Here is a 21,149-nt window from a genome sequence, read left to right on the forward strand (position 1 = left end):
GACGGACCCGGTCGGCCGTGCTCAGCGGGGGAGGTAGTTGAAGGTCTCCGGGTCGGGTCCGGTGCGCTCGCCGCGGTCCAGGCCGGTGAGGGTGGCCATGTCGTCGGTGCCGAGCTCGAAGTCGAAGAGCGCGAAGTTCTCGGCCATCCGCGCGCGCGACATCGACTTCGGGAAGACGACGTCGCCCCGCTGGACGTGCCAGCGGAGCACCACCTGGGCCGGCGTGCGGCCCAGCCGCTCGGCGATCGCGGTGATGGCGGGGTCGCCGAGGACCTTGCCCTGCGCGATCGGCGACCACGCCTCGGTGACGATCCCGTGCTCGGCGTCGAAGGCCCGCAGCTCGTCCTGGGCGAGGTAGGGGTGCACCTCGATCTGGTTCACCGCCGGGACGACGTCGGCCTCGTCGAACAGCCGGTTCAGGTGGTGGGCGTTGAAGTTGGAGACGCCGACGGCCGTGCAGCGACCGCCCGCGTAGATCTCCTCCAGGGCCTTCCAGGTCTCGACGTAGTCGACGTCGATGCCGGGCAGCGGCCAGTGGATCAGGAACAGGTCGAGGTAGTCGGTGCCGAGGTCGGCCAGCGTCCGGTCGAACGCCCGCAGCGCGTCGTCGCGACGGTGGAAGCCGTTGTTCAGCTTGCTGGTCACGAAGATCTCGCCCCGGTCGATGCCCGACCGGGCGATCGCCTCGCCCACGCCCTTCTCGTTGCGGTACATCTCCGCGGTGTCGATGTGCCGGTACCCGACCTCGAACGCCTGGGTGACGACGTCGGCGGTCTCTTCCGGGGGGACCTGGTAGACGCCGAAGCCCAGCTGGGGGATCTCGACGCCGTTGTTCAGAGCGATGGTGGGCACGGCCACAGAGCAAGTCCTTCCGAAGGTCGGTGAGCGGCCGGCGGCACGGAGAGAGCGCTCGCGCGGTCCGCCCCCGCCTACCCGAGCGCGCTCTGCTCAACCGGGGGCGGCGCGTCGACCGGGGCGGTCGCGTCGATCGGGGCCTGCGCGGCCGTCCCGGTGCGCTCCCGCAGCAGCGGGGCCCCGAGCAGCGCCAGCACCCCGGCGGCGGCGGCGGCCAGGGCCGGCACCGCGAACGCGTCCCCGGCTCCCCAGCGGTCGACGGCGGCGCCGGCCAGCGCCGAGCCGACGGTCACCCCGAGCGTCAGGCCGGTGATGGTCCAGGCCAGTGACTCGGTCAGCACGCCGCGCCCCACGCGCGACTCGACCAGCGAGGTGCCCGACACCAGGACGGGCGCGATCGTGAGGCCGGCCAGGAAGCCGCAGACGACGAGGGACGCCAGCGAGCCGACGGTCCACAGCAGCTGGGCGGCCAGCGCGATGACGACCGCCGTCACCACGAACCGGGCGGCCAGCGTGCCGGGGGGACGCACGAGGCCGTAGACCAGGCCCGCGATCAGGCTGCCGCCCGCGAAGACCGCGAGCACCAGACCGGACAGCGCCTTGGCGCCCTCGGCGTCGGCGAACCCGATCACGACGACGTCGATGGCGCCGAACAGCGTGCCCACGGCGAGGTAGGTGAGCGACACGACCAGCAGGGCCGGGGTGAGCACCGAGCGGCGGCGGCCGGACGGCGAGGTCTCGCGCGGGTGCAGCGGCGGCTCGGTGGCGCGCTGCACGGCCAGCGCCAGGCCGCCGGACACCGCCAGCGCGATGCCGGTGAGGAAACCGACGGGTGGGGCGATCAGCGTCGCCAGCAGGGTGACCAGGACCGGCCCGAGGACGAACACGAGCTCGTCGGCGACCGCCTCGAAGGCGAACGCCGTCTGCCGGCCCTGGGGGTCCAGCGCGGCGGCCCACCGCGCCCGCACCATCGAGCCGACGTTCGGCGCCGACGCGCCGGTCAGCGCCGCGAGCAGGAACCAGCTCCACCGCGGGGTGCCGACCTGCACCGCGAGCGTGAAGGCGACGCCGGTCAGCAGCAGCGCGGCCATCGCCACCTGCAGGACCACCCCCTGGCCGCGGCGGTCCATGGCCCGGGCCCACTGCGGCCCGGCCACCGCGAAGCTCAGCGCCAGCGTCCCGGAGACGGCGCCGGCCAGGCCGTAGCTGCCCGACGCCTCCTCGACGAGGAGGACGGCACCCAGGCCCAGCATCGGCGCGTGCAGCCGGCCGACCCAGCCCGCGAGGGCGAACGCCCGCGAGCCGGGGACGGCGAACAGGCGCACGTAGGGATCGAAGATGTTGCGGGACGACACGGGCTCTCGCGCTTCCTGGCCACGGACGAGTGCGGGTGATTCCTCCGCCGGTCCCTCGGGTGGCGCAGCGACGGTAGCAACGGGCGCGGATTTCCGGCCGCCGCGCACCGTCGGCGCGGCTACATTCGAGCGATGACCGGCCACTCGCTGCCCGACCCCCGGGTCCACCCGGTGCCGGAGAACGGTGTGCCGGGCAGCGGTGTGCCGGGCAGCGGCGGGCTGGTCGACCGGCACGGACGGGTCGCGACCGACCTCCGCGTCTCGCTCACCGACCGCTGCAACCTGCGCTGCACCTACTGCATGCCGCCCGAGGGGCTCGACTGGCTGCCCAAGGTGGAGGTGCTCACCGACGAGGAGATCGTCCGGCTGGTGCGGATCGGCGTCGAGCTCCTCGGCATCGAGGAGGTCCGCTTCACCGGCGGCGAGCCGCTCCTGCGCCCCGGTCTGGTCGGCATCGTGGCCGGCGCGACGGCGCTGACGCCCCGGCCCGAGGTCAGCCTCACCACCAACGCCATCGGGCTGGCCCGGGTGGCGCCCGCGCTCGCCGAGGCGGGGCTCGACCGGATCAACGTCAGCCTCGACACCGTCGACCGCGAACGCTTCCGGCAGCTCACCCACCGCGACCGGTTCGACGACGTCCTCGCCGGGCTGGCCGCCGCCCGGAGCGCCGGTCTCACCCCGGTCAAGGTCAACGCCGTCCTGCTCCGCGGGATGAACGAGCAGGACGCCGTCCCGCTGCTCGACTTCTGCCTGGAGCACGGATACCAGCTGCGGTTCATCGAGCAGATGCCGCTGGACGCCCACCACGCCTGGACCCGCGGCGAGATGGTCACCGCCGAGGACATCCTCGAGCGGCTGTCGGCCGCCCACACGCTGACGCCGGACACCGAGGCCCGCGGCTCCGCGCCCGCGGAGCGCTGGCTGGTCGACGGCGGCCCGGCGACCGTCGGCGTCATCGCCTCGGTGACCCGCTCCTTCTGCGGCAGCTGCGACCGCACCCGGCTGACCGCCGACGGCCAGATCCGCAACTGCCTGTTCGCCCGCGAGGAGTCCGATCTGCGGACGCCGCTGCGCGAGGGCGCCACCGACCAGGAGATCGCGGACCGCTGGCGCATCGCGACCCTGGGCAAGCTGCCGGGTCACGGCATCGACGACCCGTCGTTCCTGCAGCCGGCCCGCCCGATGTCGGCGATCGGCGGATGAGATGAGCACCGTCACCGTCCGGTACTTCGCCGGGGCCCGGGCGGCGTCCGGCGTCGACACCGAGGCGCGCGAGGCCGCGTCCCTCGACCAGCTCGTCGCGCAGCTCGTCGACGCGCACGGGGAGCGGCTGGCCCGGGTGCTGACCGCCTGCTCGTTCCTCGTCGACGGGGCGCAGGCCCGGGACCGCTCGCTGCGGTTGTCACCCGGATCGGTCGTCGACGTGCTCCCGCCCTTCGCGGGCGGCTGACCGGCACGGGAGGATGAGCGCATGAGCATCTTCGGCAAGGTCAAGGCCAAGGCGCAGGAGCTGCTGGGCCGCGCCGAGCAGGTCTACGGCGAGTCCCACGGCGACGCGGCCGCCACCGTGGCCGGCGAGGCCAACGTCATGGAGGCCCAGGCGGAGGAAGAGGAGCTCGACCGCGCGGAGAAGCGCGACGACGACGACGGGTTCGCACCCGCGCGCTAGTCCCTCCGCGCGCCCAGCCGGATCGCCACGAGGGCCACGTCGTCCTCGGGCCGGCCGTGGACGAGCCGCTCGATGATCTCGTCGCACAGCTCGCCCAGCGGCAGCGCACCGAGCTCGCGCGCGGTCTCCCGGAGCCGCTCCATCCCGGCGTCGAGGTCGCCGGACCGCCGTTCGATGAGCCCGTCGGTGAACAGCAGCACCGTGGTGCCGTGGCCCAGCTCGACGACGGACTCCTCACGCGGTGCGGCCGGGTCGACGCCCAGCAGCAGGTCTCCCTGCCAGTCCCCCAGCTCGGCCAGCTGCCCGTCGGGGTGGATCACCAGCAGGGGCAGGTGCCCGGCGTTCGACCAGCGCATCCGGGTCACTCCGCGGGCGAGTTCCTCCTCGGTGTGCTCGAACCGGGCGACCGCCGCGGTGGCGTACGTGCTCACCTGCAGCTGCGCCATCGCGCCGTCCAGACCGCGGAGCACCTCCGCCGGGGAGCCGTCGCTGTACGAGGCGATGCCGCGCAGCAGCGCCCGCAGCTGGCCCATCAGCGCAGCAGCCTCGGTGTCGTGGCCGACGACGTCGCCGATGACCAGCATCGTCGCGCCCGACGGCTGGACGAAGGCGTCGTACCAGTCCCCGCCGACCCGGGCCGCCTCGGCGGCCGGCGTGTAGCGCACGGCGATCTCCGCGTGGTCGGGCTGCACCGGCGCGGTGAGCAGGGTGCGCTGCAGGCCCTCGGCCAGCTGGCGCTGCTGGTCGAACAGGCGGGCGTTGTCCAGCGCCAGCCCGATGCGGTCGGCGACCTGGCGGGCGGCGGCCAGATCGGCCTCGCCGGGGGCCTCCGGCCGGTTCATGAGCAGCGTCAGCGCGCCCACCACGCGGGCGTGTCCGCGCAGGGGCAGGGTGACGGCGTGCCCCAGCCGCACGGCGGCGAGGAGTTCGCGAGCCTCTCCCTCGGGCAGGGTGGCCATCGCCTGGGCGGCGGAGAAGGAGACGGTCCGGCCGTCCCGCAACGACGTCATGAGCGGTGCGTTCGCCGGGAGGTCGGCCAGGCGCACCGCCGCGTACCGCACGAGGAGGGGACGCGCCTCCGGGGCGGCGTGCCAGGAGCCGACGTCGCGCGGCCGCCCCTCGCCGTCGACGACGGTGAGCAGGCAGCCATCGGCGAGCCCGGGGACGACCAGCCGCGGGATGCGCGACACCGCGGCGTCGATGTCGAGGGTGCCGGCCAGCTCGGCGCCGATGCGGTCCAGCAGAGCCAGCCGGTCCTGGGCCACCCGCCGCTCGGTGACGTCGGAGAAGTAGAAGTGCAGCCCGTCCTGGACGGGCACGGCCTCGGCGCCGAACCACCGATCGAGCGGCGCGGGATAGAACGCCTCGACCGTCATCGTCACCCGGTCGGCCATCGCGGCGCGGTAGGCCCGGCCGAACTCGTTGTCCACGTTGGCGGAGTAGGCGTCCCAGTAGTTCCGCCCGACCAGGTCGGCCGCCTCGATGAACAGCATCTGCTCGGCCGCCGGGTTCACGTGCGTGATGGTCCAGTCGGCGGCGACGGCCATGAAGCCCACGGGCATCGAGGAGAGGACCTGGTCACCGTCGGGCCGGCCCATGGACCTCGCTCCCTCCGGTCGTCCGCTCGCCGCGGGACGCCGGAGCAGTGTGACGGCAGCGGCCGTCGTCGTTCAGTTATGCCATGCCGGGTCGCGCACACTCAAGTGTCCACTCCCGGGAGTCACGGCTACGGACAGGCGACCCATTCCTCCTCGCCGTCGGTGAAGACCTGCCGCTTCCAGATGGGAAGGCGCTTCTTCACCTCGTCGACGAGGTCGGCACAGGCCGCGAACGCCTGCCCGCGATGCGACGAGCTGACGGCACAGGCCAGCGCGACGTCGCCGATGCCGAGCAGGCCGATCCGGTGACTGACCGCGACGGCGTGCACGTCGTCGCGGGCGGCGAACTCCTCGGCCAGCTCCTGCAGCACCTGCTCGGCCGTGGGGTGCCCGACGTACTCGAGCTCGCTCACCGACCGCCCGCCGTCGTGGTCCCGGACGACCCCGGCGAAGGAGACGACGGCGCCGGCGGCCTTGTCTGCCACGGCGTCCTCGTGCTCGGCGACGGACAGCGGCGCGTCCACGACCCGGGCGATCACGGGGCCGAAGGTACTCCGGACGGGGGGACGTCGAGGTCGGCCGGATCGGCCAGCCCGGTGCAGTCCACCTCCGTGACCTCGCCTCCGGCGCCCGAGTGCTCGGCGAGGTAGCGACGGGCCCCCTCGTCGCCGGTCGCCGTCGCGATCACGCCGGTCCAGTGGTCGCGGCCGAGCAGCACCGGATGGCTGCGGACGCCGTCGTAGGTGGCGACGGCGAGGGCACCCGGCGCGGCGTGCGCGGCGACCGCGGTCAGCGCCTCCGGCGTCATGCCCGGCATGTCGACCAGCGTGATCAGGGCGGCGTCGACCGTGCCGGGGAAGCCGCGCAGCCCGTCGAGCCCCGTGCGCAGCGAGGAGGCCATGCCGGTCTCCCAGTCCTTGTTCGCGAGCACGGTGGCGCCGGTCAGGTCGGCCGTGCGCCAGACGTCGACCGCCTGCGCGCCGAGGACGACGAGGACGACGTCGCACGCCGCGCGCGCCGTCCGCACCGCCCGCTCGACCAGCAGGCTGCCCTCGTGTTCGACCAGCGCCTTCGGCATCCCGTAGCGGCGGCCGCCCCCGGCGGCGAGGACGACGGCGGCTGTGGTCATGCCTCCCACTGTCTCAGCGTGCCCCCCGTCACCGCGCATAGACGGCGACCTCGGAGGCCTTGACCGCCGCCCACACCTCCGCCCCCGGGGCGAGACCCAGCTCGGCGAACGCCGCGGCGGTCACGTCCGCCAGCAGGGACACCTCGCCGGTGAGCTCGCAGCGCACCGTCCCGCCGTGCGGCGTCGCCCCGGCCAGCCGGACGGGCCACACGTTGCGTGGGCTCCCCTCGGGCCGGGCGAGGAAGATCGACACCGATTCCGGCCGGACCGCCGCGAACACCGGGCCGGAGGCCTCCTCCGACGCCGTCACGACGCCGCCCCCGGCCAGCCGGACGCGGGGGCCCTCCGCCAGTCCCGGGAGCAGCGACAGGCCGACGAGGCGGGCGACGTAGTCGGTGCGCGGGCGGGTGGCGATCTCGGCCGGCTCGCCTTCCTGGACCACCGCGCCGTCCTCGAGCACGAGCACCCGGTCGGCGAGCGCCATCGCGTCCACCGGGTCGTGGGTGACCAGTACGGCGCTGCCGGAGAACTCGGCCAGGTGACGCCGCAGCTCGGCCCGGACGGTCAGCCTGGTACGGGCGTCCAGCGCCGAGAGCGGCTCGTCGAGCAGCAGGAGGTCGGGGGAGCCGATGAGGGCCCGGGCCAGCGCGGCCCGCTGAGCCTGACCGCCGGACAGCTCCGCCGGGCGCCGTCCACCGAAGCCGTCGAGCCCGACCCGGGCGAGCCACTCGCCGGCCGCCGCGCGCGCCTGCCCGCGGGGGACGCCGCTCGTGCGCAGACCGAACGCGACGTTGTCGGCCACGCTGAGGTGCGGGAAGAGCAGGGCGTCCTGGAAGACCATCCCCAGCGCCCGGCGGTGCGGAGGGAGGTGTCCGCCGTCGCCGTCCCACGTGCGCCCTGCCACCACGACCCGGCCCTCGTCCGGCGGGAGCAGCCCCGCGAGCACGCGCAGGAGCGTGGACTTCCCGGCCCCGTTGGGCCCCAGCACGGCGAGCACTCCGCCGTCGGGCACGTCGAGGTCGAGCCGCAGGTCGAGCGCGCCCCTGCGGACCGCGATCGCGGCGGCGAGGCTCACGCCGCCACCCCGGCGCGGAGCCAGCGGTCGCGGAGCAGGAGCAGGGTGGCCAGCGAGACGCCCAGCAGGACCAGCGACAGCACGATGGCCGCCTCCGGTTCGCGCTGCAGCGCCAGGTAGACGGCGAGCGGCATGGTCTGCGTCGTGCCGGGGAAGTTGCCGGCGAAGGTGATCGTCGCGCCGAATTCGCCCAGCGCGCGGGCCCAGCAGAGCACCGCGCCGGCGGCCACGCCGGGGGCGACCATCGGGAGGGTCACCCGGCGGAACGTCGTCCAGCGGTCGGCGCCGAGAGTGGCGGCGACGTCCTCGAACCGGGCGTCGGCCGCCCGGAGCGCGCCCTCCACGCTGATCACGAGGAACGGCATCGCGACGAACGTCTGGGCGATGACCACGGCGGTGGTGGTGAACGGGATCGTGATGCCGAAGGCGTCGTGCAGCCGGCTGCCCACGACCCCCTGGCGTCCGAGGACGAGGAACAGGGCGACGCCACCCACCACGGGCGGCAGCACCAGGGGGACGGTGACCAGCGCGCGCAGGAGGCTGCGGCCGCGGATGCGGGAGCGGGCGAGCACCCAGGCCAGCGGGACGCCGAGGACGAGGGAGAGCGCGGTCGCGGCCGTCGCCGAGACGAGGGACAGCCGGAGCGCCTCCCCGACGCCGGGTGCGGTGAGTTGCTGGGGCAGCGACGACCACGGGGCGCGGATCAGCAGGCCCAGCACCGGGAGGACGAGGAAGGCGACGGCGAGGGCTGCGGGGACGACCAGCGGGAGAGGCACGCCGGCGCCCCCGCGTCGGCGGCGGCGTCTCATGGCTCGCGGAAGCCGGCGTCGGCCAGCGCCCGCCGGCCCCGCTCGGACAGCAGCAGGTCGACGAACGCCCGGGCCGCCCGGGGGTTGGGGGCGTCGTCGAGGACGCAGACCGGGTACTCGTTGGTCGAGTCCGCCGCCTCGGGGACGGGGATCCCCTCGACGTCCCCGCTCGACGAGACGACGTCGGAGGCGTAGACGAGGGCGGCGTCGACCTCGCCGAGCCGCACCTTGGTCAGCACGGCCCGCACGTCCTGCTCGAGGGTGTCGGGGGCCGGCGTGACGCCGGCCGCGGCCAGGACCTGATCGGCCGCGGCGCCGCAGGGCACCTCCGGGGCGCAGAGGGCGACGACCAGCTCGTCTCGGGCCAGGTCGGCCAGCCCGGTGACGCCGGCCGGGTTGCCGGCCGGGACGGCGATCTCCAGCACGTTCGCCGCGAACATCGTCGGCTGACCGGCCAGGCCCGCGTCGGTGACGACGGCCATCTGCGTCTCGTCCGCCGCGGCGAAGACGTCCACGGGGGCGCCCTGGGCGATCTGCGTGGCCAGGGCGGAGCTGCCGGCGAAGTTGAAGCGCACCCCGAGCCCGGGGTGCGCTTCCTCCAGCTCCTGCCCGAGCCGGGGGAAGACGTCGGAGAGCGAGGCGGCGGCGAAGACGGTCAGCGTGCCGCTCGGCCCGTCCCCCGTGCCCGCGTCCGGGCCACCCGTGGTGCAGCCGACGAGCATCGCGGTCGCCGCGAAAGCGGCGATTGGGCGCCCGATGCTCCGCATGTGCGGAACCATAGCCGTGTGACCGCTGCGCCGACACGGTTGTGTTTTCAGGGGACGTCGACGCTGACCTGGGTCGCCTTCACCGTCGCGACGGCGCGCACACCCACCTCGAGGCCGAGCTCGTCGGCGGCCTCCCGCGACATGAGGGAGACCACCCGGAACGGGCCGGCCTGGATCTCCACCTGCGCCATCACGGCGTCGCGGACCACCCGGGTGACGATGCCGGTCAGCCGGTTGCGCGCGGAGGACGGCGTCGTGCCGGGCTCGGGCGCCTCGCGCAGCTGCGTGGCGAGCCGAGCCAGCTCGGCGCCGTCCACCACCGCGGGACCGCCACCGTCGCGCCGGGCGGGCAGGCGCCCGCTGTCGATCCACCGCCGCACCGTGTCGTCGCTGACGCCGAGCAGCGCCGCCGCCTCGGCTATCCGGTAGGTGGCGGCCACGGCCAGACCCTAGACCGAGGTCGTGGACGGCACCCCGGTGTCCACAAGGGATCCGACCCACCGCCGGCAGGACGGGGCAGCATGCCCGACGTGATCGACGACGCCTGGCTCGCAGACCTCCTCCGGAACGGGGCCTTCCAGCTCACCGACGCCGGGATCGCGGCCGAGACGGCCGCCGCTCTCGTGCAGCACGGCATCCACCTCGACGCCGACGGGTCGGTCACGCGCACCCTGCTCGACGCGCTGGACGAGACCTGGGAGCGCGGGTGGCAGCCGGCCGACGTCGCGCACACCGCCCGCCGGAAGGCGACCGCCGGCTCGGTGCCGCTGGCCGTCGCCCTGATCGCCGAGCACGCCCGCCGCACATCGGCGGCAGAGCGGGCGCCGGACCCCTGGGTCGACCAGCTGCGGGAGCTGGGCGCCCTCGAGGCGGGGGAAGCCTCCGTGGTGGGCGCCTGGCAGCGGGCGGAGCGCCGAGCGCCGGTCGACGCCTGGCGCATCGCCCTGCAGCTGCTCGGGGTGCTGCGCTGCACGCCGAGGATCGAGCTGCTCGTGCCGCCGCCGTCACGGTGGGGCGGGACCCGGCGGTGCACTCCCGCCCGCGGAGGCGGCCCCGGGGAGGAGCGTGCGCTGCGCGTCATCCGCGGGCTGCTGGCCAAGGCGGAGGCGACCGAGTTCGCCGAGGAGGCGGAGGCGTTCACGGCCAAGGCGCAGGAGCTGATGACCCGGCACGCCGTCGACGCCGCGGTGCTGCAGGGCGACCTCCCCGCCGGCGAGGTCGAGACCCGACGGGTCCACGTCGCGGACCCCTACGTGCGGGCCAAGGTGCAGCTGCTGGGATCGGTCGCCGAGGCCAACGACGTCCGGCTGGTCTGGTACCAGACGCTGGGCATCGCGACGATCGTCGGCGGACGGGTCGACCTGGACGCCGTGGAGCTGCTGTTCACCTCGCTGCTGCTGCAGGTGGCGCAGGGCCTCGCCGCCGCCGAGCGGACGGCCGGGCGGGGCTCGTCGCAGCGGACGTTCCGCCGGGCCTTCCTGCTCGGCTACGCCCACCGCGTCGGCGAGCGCCTGCAGGACGCGCGCCGCCGGGCCACCGCCGAGGCCGCCGCAGAGCGCCAGGTCGACCTGCTGCCGGTGCTCCGGTCGCGGCGAGAGGCGGTGGACGCCGCGGTGGCGCAGCTGTTCCCCCGTGTCCGCGCCGGCCGGAGCCGGGCCTCGGTGGACGCCGGTGGGTGGTACGCCGGGCGGTCCGCCGCCGAGCACGCCGACGTGGGGTCCCGCCGCTCCCCGCTGACCTGAGCGCCCGCGTTCCCGCGGGAACGTCGCACGCCGCTGACCAGCGGGAACTGTCGGTGGGCACCCCTACTGTCCGAACATGCGATCGAACCGCGACAGCGACGGGACACCTCTGGACGAACTGGCCGCGGCCATCACCACCGGTGCGGTCCGGCTGGCCGCGGCGACGGCGGCGTGGCTCCGGCTGGTGGCCGAGTTCGACCGGCGCGGGGGCTGGAACGGCGTCGGCATCCTGTCCTGCGCGCACTGGCTGGCGTGGCAGTGCGGCCTCGGGCCGGGTGCGGCCCGGGAGCACGTCCGCGTGGCGCGGGCGCTCACCGGCCTGCCGCGCATCGAGGCCGCCTTCGCCGCCGGCCGGCTCTCCTACTCCAAGGTGCGCGCCCTGACGCGCATCGCCGAACCCGACTGCGAGGAGATGCTGATCGAGTTCGCGCTCGCGGCCACTGCGTCGCAGACCGAGCGGTTCTGCCGCCAGTGGCGGCAGGCCGACGACGCGGCGGCCGGCACCCCGGGATCCGGCCGTACCGCGCGCGAGGCGGAGGACGGCATGACCTTCGAGCACTGGTACGACGACGACGGCTTCCTCACGCTCAAGGTGCGCATGCCCGCGGCGGACGGCGCGGCGCTGATGACCGCCGTCGAGGGCCGGGCCGAACGGGACGCGCGCCGGGAGCGCGCCCAGGCCGGCAAGGCGGCCGCGGCTCACGAGGCGATCGAGGCCGCCGGCGGGACCGTCGATGCCGACCTGGTCGAGCGCTGCGCCGAGGACAGCGCGATCGGCCGGGTCCGCGAACGCCGGACCGCACGGAGGGTCGCGGCCCTGGCCGAGCTCGTCTCCGCCGGCGCCGCGCAGGAGGAGCGCCGTCCTGGGGATCCGCCGCGGCGCGAGGTCGTCGTGCACGTCGACGCCGCCGTCCTGGCCGACGACACCGCCGCCGGGCGCGCCTACCTCGACGGTGGGCCGCCGATCACCGGCGCCCAGGTCCGCCGGATGCTGTGCGAGGCCACCGTCGTGGCCATGCTCGAACGAGAGCGGGAGCCCCTGGCCGTCGGACGCCGGAAGCGGCGGGCGACCAGGGCCCAGTGGCGCGCGCTGCTGCGCCGCGACGGTGGGTGCGCCCGCCCTGGCTGCCCCGAGACCCGGGTGGAGCGCCTGCACGCCCACCACATGCGGCATTGGCTCGTCGGCGGACCGACCGACATCGACAACCTGGTGCTGCTGTGCGACGTCGACCACGGTCTGGTCCACGAGCACGACCTGGTCGTCCGGCGCGAGGGCGGCCGCCTCGTGGTCACGACGCCGGACGGTCACCGGGTGTGGGGCGGCGCCGACGCCGCCTTCGTCACCGGCGTGGACGGACCGGCCCCCGACCCGCTCAGCGGCGCGGACCCGTTCGCCGGTGTCCACCCCATCGACACGACCGCCGGCCGCCGCCCGACGGCGCCTCCGTCCGAGAACCCCCTCGCCGCAGGTTCCGCCGGCGCGATCGAGGGCAGCGTCCCCCTCGCCCGCCCCCGACGCCGGCCGAGCGTGCGGCGCCGCCGGGGCTCGACACCGACCCGTCCCCGTCCTGCCGGACCGCACCCGACGGCACTTCTCGCCGCTCGGCGCTCCCGGCTGCGGGGTCGCGCCGCCGCGACCGCCGTCTCGGTGGAGGTGGAGGCCCGCCGCCTCGAACGGACGCTCTTCCCGGAGGGGGCGCCTCGCCTCGCCGCCCTGCCGGACGCACGCTGCGAACGACTCGACATGGCCTACGCGCTCGGCGTGCTCATGACCAACCGCGACCTCGTCCGGCGGCTGGAGGTCGAACGAGGTCTCGCGCCGGACGTTCCCGCGGGAACGCCCGGGCTCGCCGGGTGAGGCCCGGCACGGTTTGCCGGACACCCGCCCCGGGGACAGGGAGCCGGTGCCGCGCGCGTCCGCAGAAGCCCCCGCCGAAACCCGTAGCGACGACAACCCGGCCGGCGCCACCGCGTCGGTCCGCACCCGTCGCATCCGCGAGTTCGCCCGCGACGTCCTCGGCTACGAGTCCTTCCGCCCCGGCCAGGAAGCGGCCATGCAGGCGGTGGTCAGCGGGCGGGACACCCTCGCCGTCCTCCCCTCGGGGGCCGGCAAGACCGCGATCTACCAGGTGGCGGGGCAGCTCCTCGACGGTCCGGTCGTCGTCGTCTCGCCGCTGATCGCCCTGCAGCGCGACCAGGTGGAGCGGCTCACCGAGCTCGAGGAGCAGGCCGGGGCCGCCGCGCAGCTGAACTCCACTCTGTCGGCCGGCGACCAGCGCGAGGCACTGGACGGATTGCGTGACGGAACGGTTCGCTACCTCTTCCTGGCCCCGGAGCAGCTGGCCAAGCCCGACGTGGTCGAGGCCCTCGCCGCCGCCGCACCCGCCCTGTTCGTCGTCGACGAGGCGCACTGCGTCTCCGCCTGGGGCCACGACTTCCGCCCCGACTACCTCCGGCTCGGCAACGCTGCCGAGCAACTCGGCTCGCCCACCGTCCTCGGGCTCACCGCCACCGCGGCTCCCCCGGTGCGCGCGGAGATCGTCGAGCGGCTCGGGATGACCGACCCCGAGATCGTCGTCGCGGGCTTCGACCGGCCGGAGATCCGGCTGGAGGTCGACCACCATGCCGACGCGCACGGCAAGGAGCAGGGCGTGCTGGACCGCGTCCTCGCCGAGATCGGGGACGGCCGGGGGCCGGGCATCGTCTACAGCGCCACCCGCAAGGGGACGGAGACCATCGCCGACGAGCTGCGCGAGCGCGGGCTGCGTGCCCGGCACTACCACGCGGGCCTCAACAAGGGAGACCGCGAGGAGACCCAGCGCGTGTGGATGGAGGACGAGCTGGACGTCGTCGTCGCCACCACTGCCTTCGGCATGGGCATCGACAAGCCCGACACCCGGTTCGTCATCCATTCCGAACCGGCCGACTCGATCGACAGCTACTACCAGGAGATCGGCCGGGCGGGCCGTGACGGCGAACCGGCCCTGGCCGTGCTGGTCTACCGCCAGGAGGACCTCGGCCTGCGCCGCTTCTTCGCCGCCGGCACCCCCGCCGAGGAGGAGCTCCAGCAGGTCGCCGGGCTGGTGGCCGCGGCCCCCGCCGCCGGGCTCGAGGACGGCGTCAACGTGAAGACGCTCCGCGAGGAGACCGGCCGGGCGGCCACCCCGCTGGTCCGCGACCTGAACCTCCTCGAGCAGGTGGCCGCGGTCGTCCTGGACGAGGAGGGCGCGGCCCACCCCGCGCAGGGCGCGCCCCCGCCCGGCGCAGCCGCCGAGCAGGCCCGCGAGCTCGCCGAGCACCACGAGAAGGTCGACCAGAGCCGCGTGGAGATGATGCGCGGCTACGCCGAGACCACCGAGTGCCGCCGCCAGTTCCTCCTCGGCTACTTCGGCGAGCAGCTCGACGAGCCGTGCGGCAACTGCGACAACTGCTCCGCCGGCACCGCCCAGGAGAACCCGGGCCCCGACGACCACGACACCCCGTTCCCGGTCGAGACGCCCGTCGAGCACAGCGAGTGGGGCAACGGCGTCGTCATGCGCGTCGAGGACGACCGCCTCACCGTGCTGTTCGACGAGGTCGGCTACAAGACGCTCGGACTGGCCGCCGTCGTCGAGAACGACCTGCTGCGCACCCGCCCCTGACCGGAGCGGTCAGCCGCGACGGCGGGCCAGCCAGACGACGAGCAACACCAGGACGGCCACAGCGACTCCGGGACCCGCGTACCGGGCCGCCGCGGCGCCGCCCGCCACCCCCAGCAGGTCGATCGGCTCCGGCTCCTGCGTCTCGCGGACCTCCAACAGCGGGCGGGGAACCGTGGGCACCGACCGGACGACCTCCTCCGGGGAGGCGGGCGCGGCGGCCGGCGGTTCGGCCGCCGGCTGGTCCCCCGCGCCGAGCTGGGCGGCGAGCCTGTCGGCGAACTGACCCAGCAGCTTGTTGCCGACGTCGGTCATCACGCCCCGGCCGAACTGCGCCGGGCGGCCGGTGATGTTCAGGTCGGTGAGGACGTCGACCCGGGTCGAGTCGCCCTCGGCAGCCAGCGTGGCCGTGACCACCGCCGCCGCCGTGCCGTTGCCCCGCTGGTCCTTGCCGCGAGCGTCGATCACCGCCCGGTGCGCCTCCTCGTCCTTCTCGACGAACGACGCCTTGCCCGTGTAGGTCAGGTTGATCATGCCGAGCTTGACCTTCACCCTGCCGGTGAAGTCGTCGCCCTCGACGGTGTCCAGGGCAGCACCGGGCATGCACGGCGCGATCCGCTCGATGTCGAGCAGCACCCGCCAGGCCTCGTCGACGGGCACCGGCACGGTGAACGAGTTCTCCAGTTGCACGTGAAACCCCTGGGGTCAGATACCGGCCGCAGCGGTGACCGCGCGGCGGGTCAGCACCCTGGCCAGGTGCTCGCGGTAGTCGGCCTGCGCGTTGAGGTCGTCGCTCGGCTGCGTCCCTTCCGCGGCATGTCCCGCCGCCTCGGCGATCGCCCCTGCATCCGCGGCGGCACCGGCCAGCGCCTGTTCCGCCGCCGTCGCCCGCAACGGGGTCGGGCCCATGTTGGTCAGCCCGATCCGCGCCTCGGCGATGTGCCCGTTCTCGCGCCGCACGGCCGCGGCCACCCCGACGATCGCCCACGCCTGCGCGACCCGGTGGAACTTCTCGTAGTGCATCCCCCACTGACCGGCCAGCTTCGGCAGGCGCACCTCCACCAGCAGGTCCTGCTCCCCCAGCGCCGTCGTCAGGTAGTCCACGAAGAACTCCCGGGCCGGCACCGTCCGCCGCCCGCCCGGCCCGGCGACGACGAACTCGGCGTCCAGGGCCAGCGCGACCGCCGGCAGGTCCCCGGCGGGGTCAGCGTGCGCCAGCGCGCCGCCGAACGTCCCGCGGTGGCGCACCTGACGGTCGGCCACGGTCGCCGTCGCCTCGGCGACGAGCGGCGCGTGCTGCGCGATCAGAGGGTCGGCCAGCACGTCCGAGTGGGTGGTCATCGCCCCGACGACGATCGCATCGCCGTCGTCCCGGACGCCGCGCAGCTCGGCCACCTTGCTCAGGTCGACGACGAGGGACGGCGCCGCGAGCCGCAGCCGCATGACCGGGATCAGCGACTGCCCGCCGGCGAGGACCTTCGCGTCCTCCCCGCCCTCGACGATCGCCGCGAGCGCCTCGTCGACGGTGGTCGGCCGGGCGTAGTCGAAGGCAGCGGGGATCATGGCTCGACTCCTTCGTCGTCGCGGCGGATCATCGGTCGCCTCCCAGCGAGGACTCGGGCGTCGAGACGCCCGCGGTGGTCTCGGTCTGCGCTCCGCCGTAGGCGTTCGTGCCGGCGGTAGCGCGATCTCCGCCATCACCCCCGGACTGCAGGGCCCGCCAGACGCGCTCGGGGGTGAGCGGCATCCGGATGTCCGAGACGCCCAGGTGCCGGACGGCGTCGAGGGCGGCGTTGACCACGGCCGGCGTCGAGGCGATGCACCCCGCCTCGCCCACGCCCTTGGCCCCGATCGGGTTGCCGGGTGCCACGTGCACGGTGTTGCCGGTGTCGAAGTGCGGCAGGTCGGCGGCCGAGGGGACCAGGTAGTCGACGAACGTGCCCGTCGTCAGATTGCCGTCGGCGTCGTAGACCGCCTCCTCGTACAGCGCCTGGGCGATCCCCTGGGCCAGCCCGCCGTGCACCTGACCCTCGACGATCAGCGGGTTGACGATCGTCCCGACGTCGTCGACGCACGCGTACTTGCGGATCCTCACCATCCCGGTCTCGGTGTCCACCTCCGCCGCGCAGATGTGCGTGCCGTGGGGGAAGGAGAAGTTGACCGGGTCGAACGTCGCGTCGGCGTCGATCGAGGGCTCGATCCCCTCCGGGAAGTCGTGCGCGGCGAACGTGGCCAGCGCGATCTCCTGGATGGTCTTCCCGGTGCCGGGCGTGCCCCGTACGGAGAAGGTCCCGCCCTCGAACTGCAGGTCCTCCTCGGCGGCCTCCAGCAGGTGGGCGGCCACGGCGCGGGCCTTGGCCACGACCTTCTGCGACGCCCGCACGACCGCCGCCCCGCCGACCACCAGCGACCGCGAGCCGTAGGTGTCCAGGCCGCGCGGGGAGATCGCGGTGTCGCCGTGCAGCACCTCGACGTCCTCGAACGGCACGCCGAGCTCGTCGGCGACCAGCTGGCTCCACGCCGTCTCGTGGCCCTGGCCGTGCGGGGTGGACCCGGTGACGACCTCGACCTTGCCGGTGGGCAGCATCCGGATCGAGGCGTGCTCCCAGCCCCCGGCCCCGTAGTCGAGCGAGCCCAGCACCCGCGACGGCGCCAGGCCGCACATCTCGGTGAACGTGGAGAAGCCGATGCCGAGCTGGACCGGATCGCCGGACTCCCGGCGGCGGCGCTGCTCCGCGCGCAGGTCGTCGTAACCGAGCAGCTCCAGCGCCTGCCGGGTCGCCTCGTCGTAGTCGCCGCTGTCGTACTCCAGCCCGGCGACCGTGGTGAACGGGAACTCCTCGGCCCGGATCCAGTTCTTCCGGCGCAGCTCGAGCGGGTCCATGCCGAGCTCGACGGCGAGCTCGTCCATGATCCGCTCGACGGCGAAGGTGGCCTCGGGCCGGCCGGCGCCGCGGTAGGCGTCGGTGGGCGTCTTGTTGGTGAACACGCCCTGGCAGTCGAAGCGGTAGGCCGGGAACTTGTAGATGCCCGGGTACATGAACGCCCCGAGGATCGGCACGCCCGGGCTGACCAGCCGCAGGTAGGCGCCCATGTCCGAGAGGATGTGGACCTTGAGCCCCCGGACGGTGCCGTCGCGGTCCGCGGCGATGTCGACGTACTGGATCTGGTCGCGACCGTGGTGGGCGCTCATCAGCGACTCGCTGCGGGTCTCGGCCCACTTGATCGGCTTGCCCAGGCGCTTCGCGACGAGGAGCGTGATCACCTCCTCGGGCGTGACCTGCAGCTTCCCGCCGAACCCGCCGCCGACGTCGGGGGCGATGACCCGCAGCTTGTGCTCCGGGACGCCGGTGACCATCGCCAGCATGATCCGCAGGATGTGCGGCACCTGGGTCGAGGACCACATCGTGTAGTTGTCGCCCTGCGGCTGCACGACGGTGGCGCGTGGCTCCATGAACGCCGGGATCAGCCGCTGCTGCACGAACCGGCGGCTCACGACCACCTCGGCGTCCGCGAACGCCCGGTCGGTGTCCTCGCCGGTGCCGGCCTCGCCCGCGTCGAAGACCCACCGGAAGCTCTCGTTGGAGTCCAGGTGGTCGTGGCAGAGCTGCGGCGCCTCCCCCAGCGCCTGCTCCATATCCAGGACGACGGGCAGCTGGTCGTAGTCGACGTCGACGAGCTCGACGGCGTCCTGCGCGGCGGCCTTGCTCCGCGCCACGATGACCGCGACCGCCTCGCCCACGTGGTTGACCTCGTCGACGGCCACCGACGGGTGGCCGGGGTTGACCATGTCCGGGGTCACCGGCCACGCGCAGGGGATGGAGCCCTGCTCGTCGGCGAGGTCGCGCCCGGTGAGGACGGCGACGACGCCCGGCGCGGAGCGCGCCGCCTCGACGTCGACACCGGTGATCGTGGCGTGCGCGACCGGGCTGCGGACGATCGCGAGGTGCAGCATCCCGGGCAGCACGAGGTTGTCGGTCCACGTCGTCCGGCCGGTGATCAGCCGGGCGTCCTCCTTGCGCCGACGGGCCTGCCCGACCTCCTTGGCCGGGCCGGCGGCGGGAGCCTGGGCGCGGTCCTCGACGGCGGTCATGCCTGGGCTCCCGTGTTCATCTCGCGGGCCGCCTGCTGCACGGCCCGGACGATGTTCTGGTAGCCCGTGCACCGGCAGAGGTTGCCCTCGATGCCCTCGCGCACCTCGTCGTCGCTGGGATCGGGGTTGTCGGCGACCAGGTCGACCGCGGCCATGATCATCCCCGGTGTGCAGTAGCCGCACTGGAGGCCGTGCAGCTCGTGGAAGGCCTTCTGCATCGGGTGCAGGGCCCCGTCCGGGGCGAGACCTTCGATGGTGGTGACGTCGCTGCCGTCGGCCTGGACGGCCAGCACCGTGCAGCTCTTCACCGCCTCGCCGTCCAGGTGCACGGTGCAGGCGCCGCAGTTGCTGGTGTCGCAGCCGACGACGGTCCCGACCTTGCCCAGCTGTTCCCTGAGGTGGTGCACCAGCAGGGTGCGGGGTTCGACCTCGTCGGTGTAGGTCACCCCGTCCACGCGCATCGAGATTCGGCTCACGGATCCTCCGCTCGGATCGCCGGTTCGTGCATACCGGCCGCGGCCGGAGCACCTGAGCGGAGTCTGTCGCCTCGGAGTGATTCACGCCACACCTCCTGCGGCGGGCGGGCGGAAAGCTGCGGTCAGCCGTCCACGGGACGGTGGATGGGGCCGTCGGTGCCGGCCAGCCGTTCGCCGGATCCTCCCCAGCGACCGGCGATGATCTCCGCCGCGATCGACACCGCCGTCTCCTCCGGGGTGCGGGCGCCCAGGTCCAGCCCGATCGGCGAGGCCAGCCGGCGCAGCTCGTCGTGCGTCATCCCCGCTTCGGTCAGCCGCGCCAGTCGTTCGGAGTGCGTGCGCCGCGACCCCATCGCCCCGATGTAGGCGACCGGGAGCCGCAGCGCGAGCTCCAGCAGGGGGACGTCGAACTTCGGGTCGTGGGTGAGCACGCACAGCACGGTGCGCTCGTCGAGCCGGCCCGCGTCCGCCTCCGCCTGCAGGTAGCGGTGCGGCCAGTCGACGACGACCTCGTCCGCGTCCGGGAAGCGCTTCGGTGTGGCGAACACCGGCCGGGCGTCGCAGACGGTCACCCGGTAGCCGAGGAACACTCCGAGCCGGGCGACGGCGGCGGCGAAGTCGATGGCCCCGAACACCACCATGCGGGCCCGCGGGGCGAACGCGTTGACGAACAGCGCCAGGTCGTCGCCACGGCGCTCGCCGTCGTGCCCCATGTGGAGCATCCCGGTGCGACCGGCGGCCAGCATCCCCCGGGCATCGGCGGCGACGGCGTCGTCGAGACGCTGCAGCCCGAAGGTTCCCGAGACGCGGTCGGGCCACAGCACCATCCGGCGGCCGACGCGGTCGGCGGGCCCCTCGACGCAGGTGGCGACGGCGACCGGCTCGTGGCGGTCGACGGACTCCTTGACCTCGCCGAGCTCCGGGAAGGACTCCCGCGAGACGGGCTCGACGAAGACGTCGAGGATCCCGCCGCAGGTCAGGCCGACGGCGAAGGCGTCGTCGTCGCTCACGCCGTAGCGCCGCAGCGCCGGCTCCCCGGTGTCGACGGCGTCGCGCGCCTCCTCGTAGACCGCACCCTCGACGCAGCCGCCCGAGACGCTGCCCACCGCTGTCCCGTCGGGGCCGACGAGCATCGACGCTCCCGCGGGGCGGGGGGCCGAGCGCCAGGTGGCCACCACGGTGCCCACGCCGACGGTCTCCCCCGCCTGCCACCACCCGACCAGGTCGTCCAGGACATCACGCACCGGATGGCTCCTTCCTCGAGTTCGGACGGCCCGCGTGCAGGGGCCCGCTGCGAGCCTGCGAGTGGCGGGGGGCACGGGGGTCCTTCAACACCTCCGACAGCTCCTCGAACGCGGCCAGGCTGTGCCCCGCCACGAAGCGGTCCACCGAGGGCAGGACCGCCTGCATGCCCACGGTCAACGGCTCGTACCCCGCCCGGCCCTTGTGGGGGTTCACCCACACCACCGCGTGCGCCAGCCGGCGCAGCCGCGCCATCTGCTCGCGGAGCAGCCGGGCGTCGCCACGCTCCCAGCCGTCGCTGCACACGACGACGACCGCGCCGCGGGCGGTGCCGCGCTGGCCCCACCGGTCGAGGAACGCCTTGAGCACCTCGCCGAGCCGCGTGCCCCCCGACCAGTCGGGGATCGCCGATCCGCTCGCCGCCAGTGCCCGGTCGGGGTCGCGCGAGCCCAGCTCCCGGGTCACCCGGGTGAGCCGCGTGCCCACGGTGAAGACCTCGGTGTTCGCCGGGCGCGCCCGCACCGCGGCGTGCGCGAAACGCAGCAGCGCGTCGGCGTACGCGCTCATCGAGCCGGACACGTCCACCAGCAGCACGAGGCGCCGGGGGCGCGGCGCCCTGCGGTGCCGCAGCAGCCGGGTCACCTCGCCCCCGTCCCGCAGGGCACGGCGCACCGTGCGCCCGGGGTGGACGGCGCCGACGG

The 21,149-nt window shown here is 74.6% G+C and carries 21 protein-coding genes and 1 pseudogene; 6 read left to right on the plus strand and 16 right to left on the minus strand.

The genetic code is table 11. The features are described 5' to 3' along the window. Nucleotides 1-21: 21 nt before the first annotated feature. Both BN344_RS12910 and BN344_RS12915 read right to left on the minus strand, forming a co-directional pair. A complete protein-coding gene (locus tag BN344_RS12910; protein WP_231486768.1) occupies nt 22-852 on the minus strand; it encodes an aldo/keto reductase in 831 nt (276 codons plus the stop codon). Between the two features lie 77 nt (nt 853-929). Next, the gene (locus BN344_RS12915) at nt 930-2,210 is read right to left on the minus strand and encodes an MFS transporter (protein WP_231486771.1); all 1,281 of its coding nucleotides are present in this window, start codon (nt 2,208-2,210) and stop codon (nt 930-932) included. Between the two features lie 132 nt (nt 2,211-2,342). Between BN344_RS12915 and moaA the strand changes: the two genes are divergently transcribed. From moaA to BN344_RS12930, 3 genes are read left to right on the plus strand one after another with little or no spacing between them, the layout of a single operon-like run. Continuing rightward, nucleotides 2,343-3,413, plus strand: a complete 1,071-nt coding sequence (gene moaA, locus BN344_RS12920; RefSeq protein WP_231486775.1) for a GTP 3',8-cyclase MoaA — start codon at nt 2,343-2,345, stop codon at nt 3,411-3,413. Between the two features lies 1 nt (nt 3,414). Further along, nucleotides 3,415-3,660 carry a MoaD/ThiS family protein gene (locus tag BN344_RS12925; protein ID WP_040338798.1) on the plus strand — a complete coding sequence of 82 codons (246 nt, stop codon included), beginning with the start codon at nt 3,415-3,417 and terminating at the stop codon, nt 3,658-3,660. A gap of 21 nt (nt 3,661-3,681) precedes the next feature. Further along, nucleotides 3,682-3,879 carry a hypothetical protein gene (locus tag BN344_RS12930; protein ID WP_040338799.1) on the plus strand — a complete coding sequence of 66 codons (198 nt, stop codon included), beginning with the start codon at nt 3,682-3,684 and terminating at the stop codon, nt 3,877-3,879. Here BN344_RS12930 and BN344_RS12935 read toward each other — a convergent pair. The 8 genes and pseudogenes from BN344_RS12935 to BN344_RS12965 all read right to left on the minus strand — a co-directional run bounded on the left by BN344_RS12935 (nt 3,876) and on the right by BN344_RS12965 (nt 9,697). After that, nucleotides 3,876-5,477, minus strand: coding sequence for a SpoIIE family protein phosphatase (locus BN344_RS12935; protein WP_051515855.1), 1,602 nt, complete (start codon nt 5,475-5,477; stop codon nt 3,876-3,878). The two genes, BN344_RS12930 and BN344_RS12935, sit on opposite strands and share 4 nt — an antisense overlap. Before the next feature lie 128 nt (nt 5,478-5,605). Next, a complete protein-coding gene (locus BN344_RS12940; protein ID WP_040338800.1) occupies nt 5,606-6,016 on the minus strand; it encodes a molybdenum cofactor biosynthesis protein MoaE in 411 nt (136 codons plus the stop codon). Next, nucleotides 6,013-6,606 (minus strand): nucleotidyltransferase family protein, encoded by a 594-nt coding sequence (locus tag BN344_RS12945; protein ID WP_040338801.1) that lies wholly within the window; start codon nt 6,604-6,606, stop codon nt 6,013-6,015. Before BN344_RS12945 ends, BN344_RS12940 begins: the two co-directional genes overlap by 4 nt. A 28-nt stretch (nt 6,607-6,634) precedes the next feature. After that, nucleotides 6,635-7,090, minus strand: coding sequence for a TOBE domain-containing protein (locus tag BN344_RS21210; RefSeq protein ID WP_414625671.1), 456 nt, complete (start codon nt 7,088-7,090; stop codon nt 6,635-6,637). A gap of 120 nt (nt 7,091-7,210) precedes the next feature. After that, nucleotides 7,211-7,624: pseudogene (locus tag BN344_RS21215) on the minus strand (ATP-binding cassette domain-containing protein); the annotation flags it as partial. 53 nt (nt 7,625-7,677) lie between these two features. Then, a complete protein-coding gene (locus tag BN344_RS12955) occupies nt 7,678-8,457 on the minus strand; it encodes an ABC transporter permease (RefSeq protein ID WP_231486777.1) in 780 nt (259 codons plus the stop codon). Between the two features lie 29 nt (nt 8,458-8,486). Then, nucleotides 8,487-9,257, minus strand: coding sequence for a molybdate ABC transporter substrate-binding protein (gene modA, locus BN344_RS12960; protein ID WP_040339225.1), 771 nt, complete (start codon nt 9,255-9,257; stop codon nt 8,487-8,489). A 47-nt stretch (nt 9,258-9,304) separates the two neighbouring features. Further along, nucleotides 9,305-9,697: a TOBE domain-containing protein gene (locus tag BN344_RS12965; protein ID WP_040338804.1), complete on the minus strand. Its 393-nt coding sequence runs from the start codon at nt 9,695-9,697 to the stop codon at nt 9,305-9,307. A gap of 81 nt (nt 9,698-9,778) precedes the next feature. Here BN344_RS12965 and BN344_RS12970 point away from each other — a divergent pair, with 81 nt between their 5' ends. The 3 genes from BN344_RS12970 to BN344_RS12980 all read left to right on the plus strand — a co-directional run bounded on the left by BN344_RS12970 (nt 9,779) and on the right by BN344_RS12980 (nt 14,640). Next, a complete protein-coding gene (locus tag BN344_RS12970) occupies nt 9,779-10,999 on the plus strand; it encodes a DUF2786 domain-containing protein (RefSeq protein WP_051515856.1) in 1,221 nt (406 codons plus the stop codon). Between the two features lie 76 nt (nt 11,000-11,075). Then, entirely contained in the window at nt 11,076-12,857 is a 1,782-nt protein-coding gene (locus tag BN344_RS12975; RefSeq protein ID WP_040338805.1) for an HNH endonuclease signature motif containing protein, read from the plus strand. A 46-nt stretch (nt 12,858-12,903) separates the two neighbouring features. Further along, nucleotides 12,904-14,640: a RecQ family ATP-dependent DNA helicase gene (locus tag BN344_RS12980; RefSeq protein ID WP_081788582.1), complete on the plus strand. Its 1,737-nt coding sequence runs from the start codon at nt 12,904-12,906 to the stop codon at nt 14,638-14,640. Nucleotides 14,641-14,649: 9 nt separating this feature from the next. Here the strand turns inward: BN344_RS12980 and BN344_RS12985 are convergent, their stop codons facing one another. From BN344_RS12985 to BN344_RS13010, 6 genes are all read right to left on the minus strand, one after another. Further along, nucleotides 14,650-15,327 (minus strand): SRPBCC family protein, encoded by a 678-nt coding sequence (locus BN344_RS12985; protein WP_040338806.1) that lies wholly within the window; start codon nt 15,325-15,327, stop codon nt 14,650-14,652. 15 nt (nt 15,328-15,342) lie between these two features. After that, entirely contained in the window at nt 15,343-16,200 is an 858-nt protein-coding gene (locus BN344_RS12990) for an FAD binding domain-containing protein (RefSeq protein ID WP_040338807.1), read from the minus strand. A gap of 28 nt (nt 16,201-16,228) precedes the next feature. After that, entirely contained in the window at nt 16,229-18,730 is a 2,502-nt protein-coding gene (locus BN344_RS12995; protein WP_040338808.1) for a xanthine dehydrogenase family protein molybdopterin-binding subunit, read from the minus strand. Continuing rightward, nucleotides 18,727-19,191, minus strand: coding sequence for a (2Fe-2S)-binding protein (locus BN344_RS13000; protein ID WP_051515857.1), 465 nt, complete (start codon nt 19,189-19,191; stop codon nt 18,727-18,729). The genes BN344_RS12995 and BN344_RS13000 overlap by 4 nt, the downstream gene beginning before the upstream one ends. A gap of 137 nt (nt 19,192-19,328) precedes the next feature. Next, a complete protein-coding gene (locus BN344_RS13005; RefSeq protein ID WP_040338809.1) occupies nt 19,329-20,450 on the minus strand; it encodes an XdhC family protein in 1,122 nt (373 codons plus the stop codon). Then, a partial coding sequence (locus BN344_RS13010; RefSeq protein ID WP_155858900.1) for a vWA domain-containing protein occupies nt 20,443-21,149 on the minus strand: 707 nt, incomplete at its 5' end. The genes BN344_RS13010 and BN344_RS13005, both read right to left, overlap by 8 nt.

It is taken from the genome of Candidatus Blastococcus massiliensis AP3 (assembly GCF_000582785.1).
Lineage (GTDB): Bacteria > Actinomycetota > Actinomycetes > Mycobacteriales > Geodermatophilaceae > Blastococcus > Blastococcus massiliensis.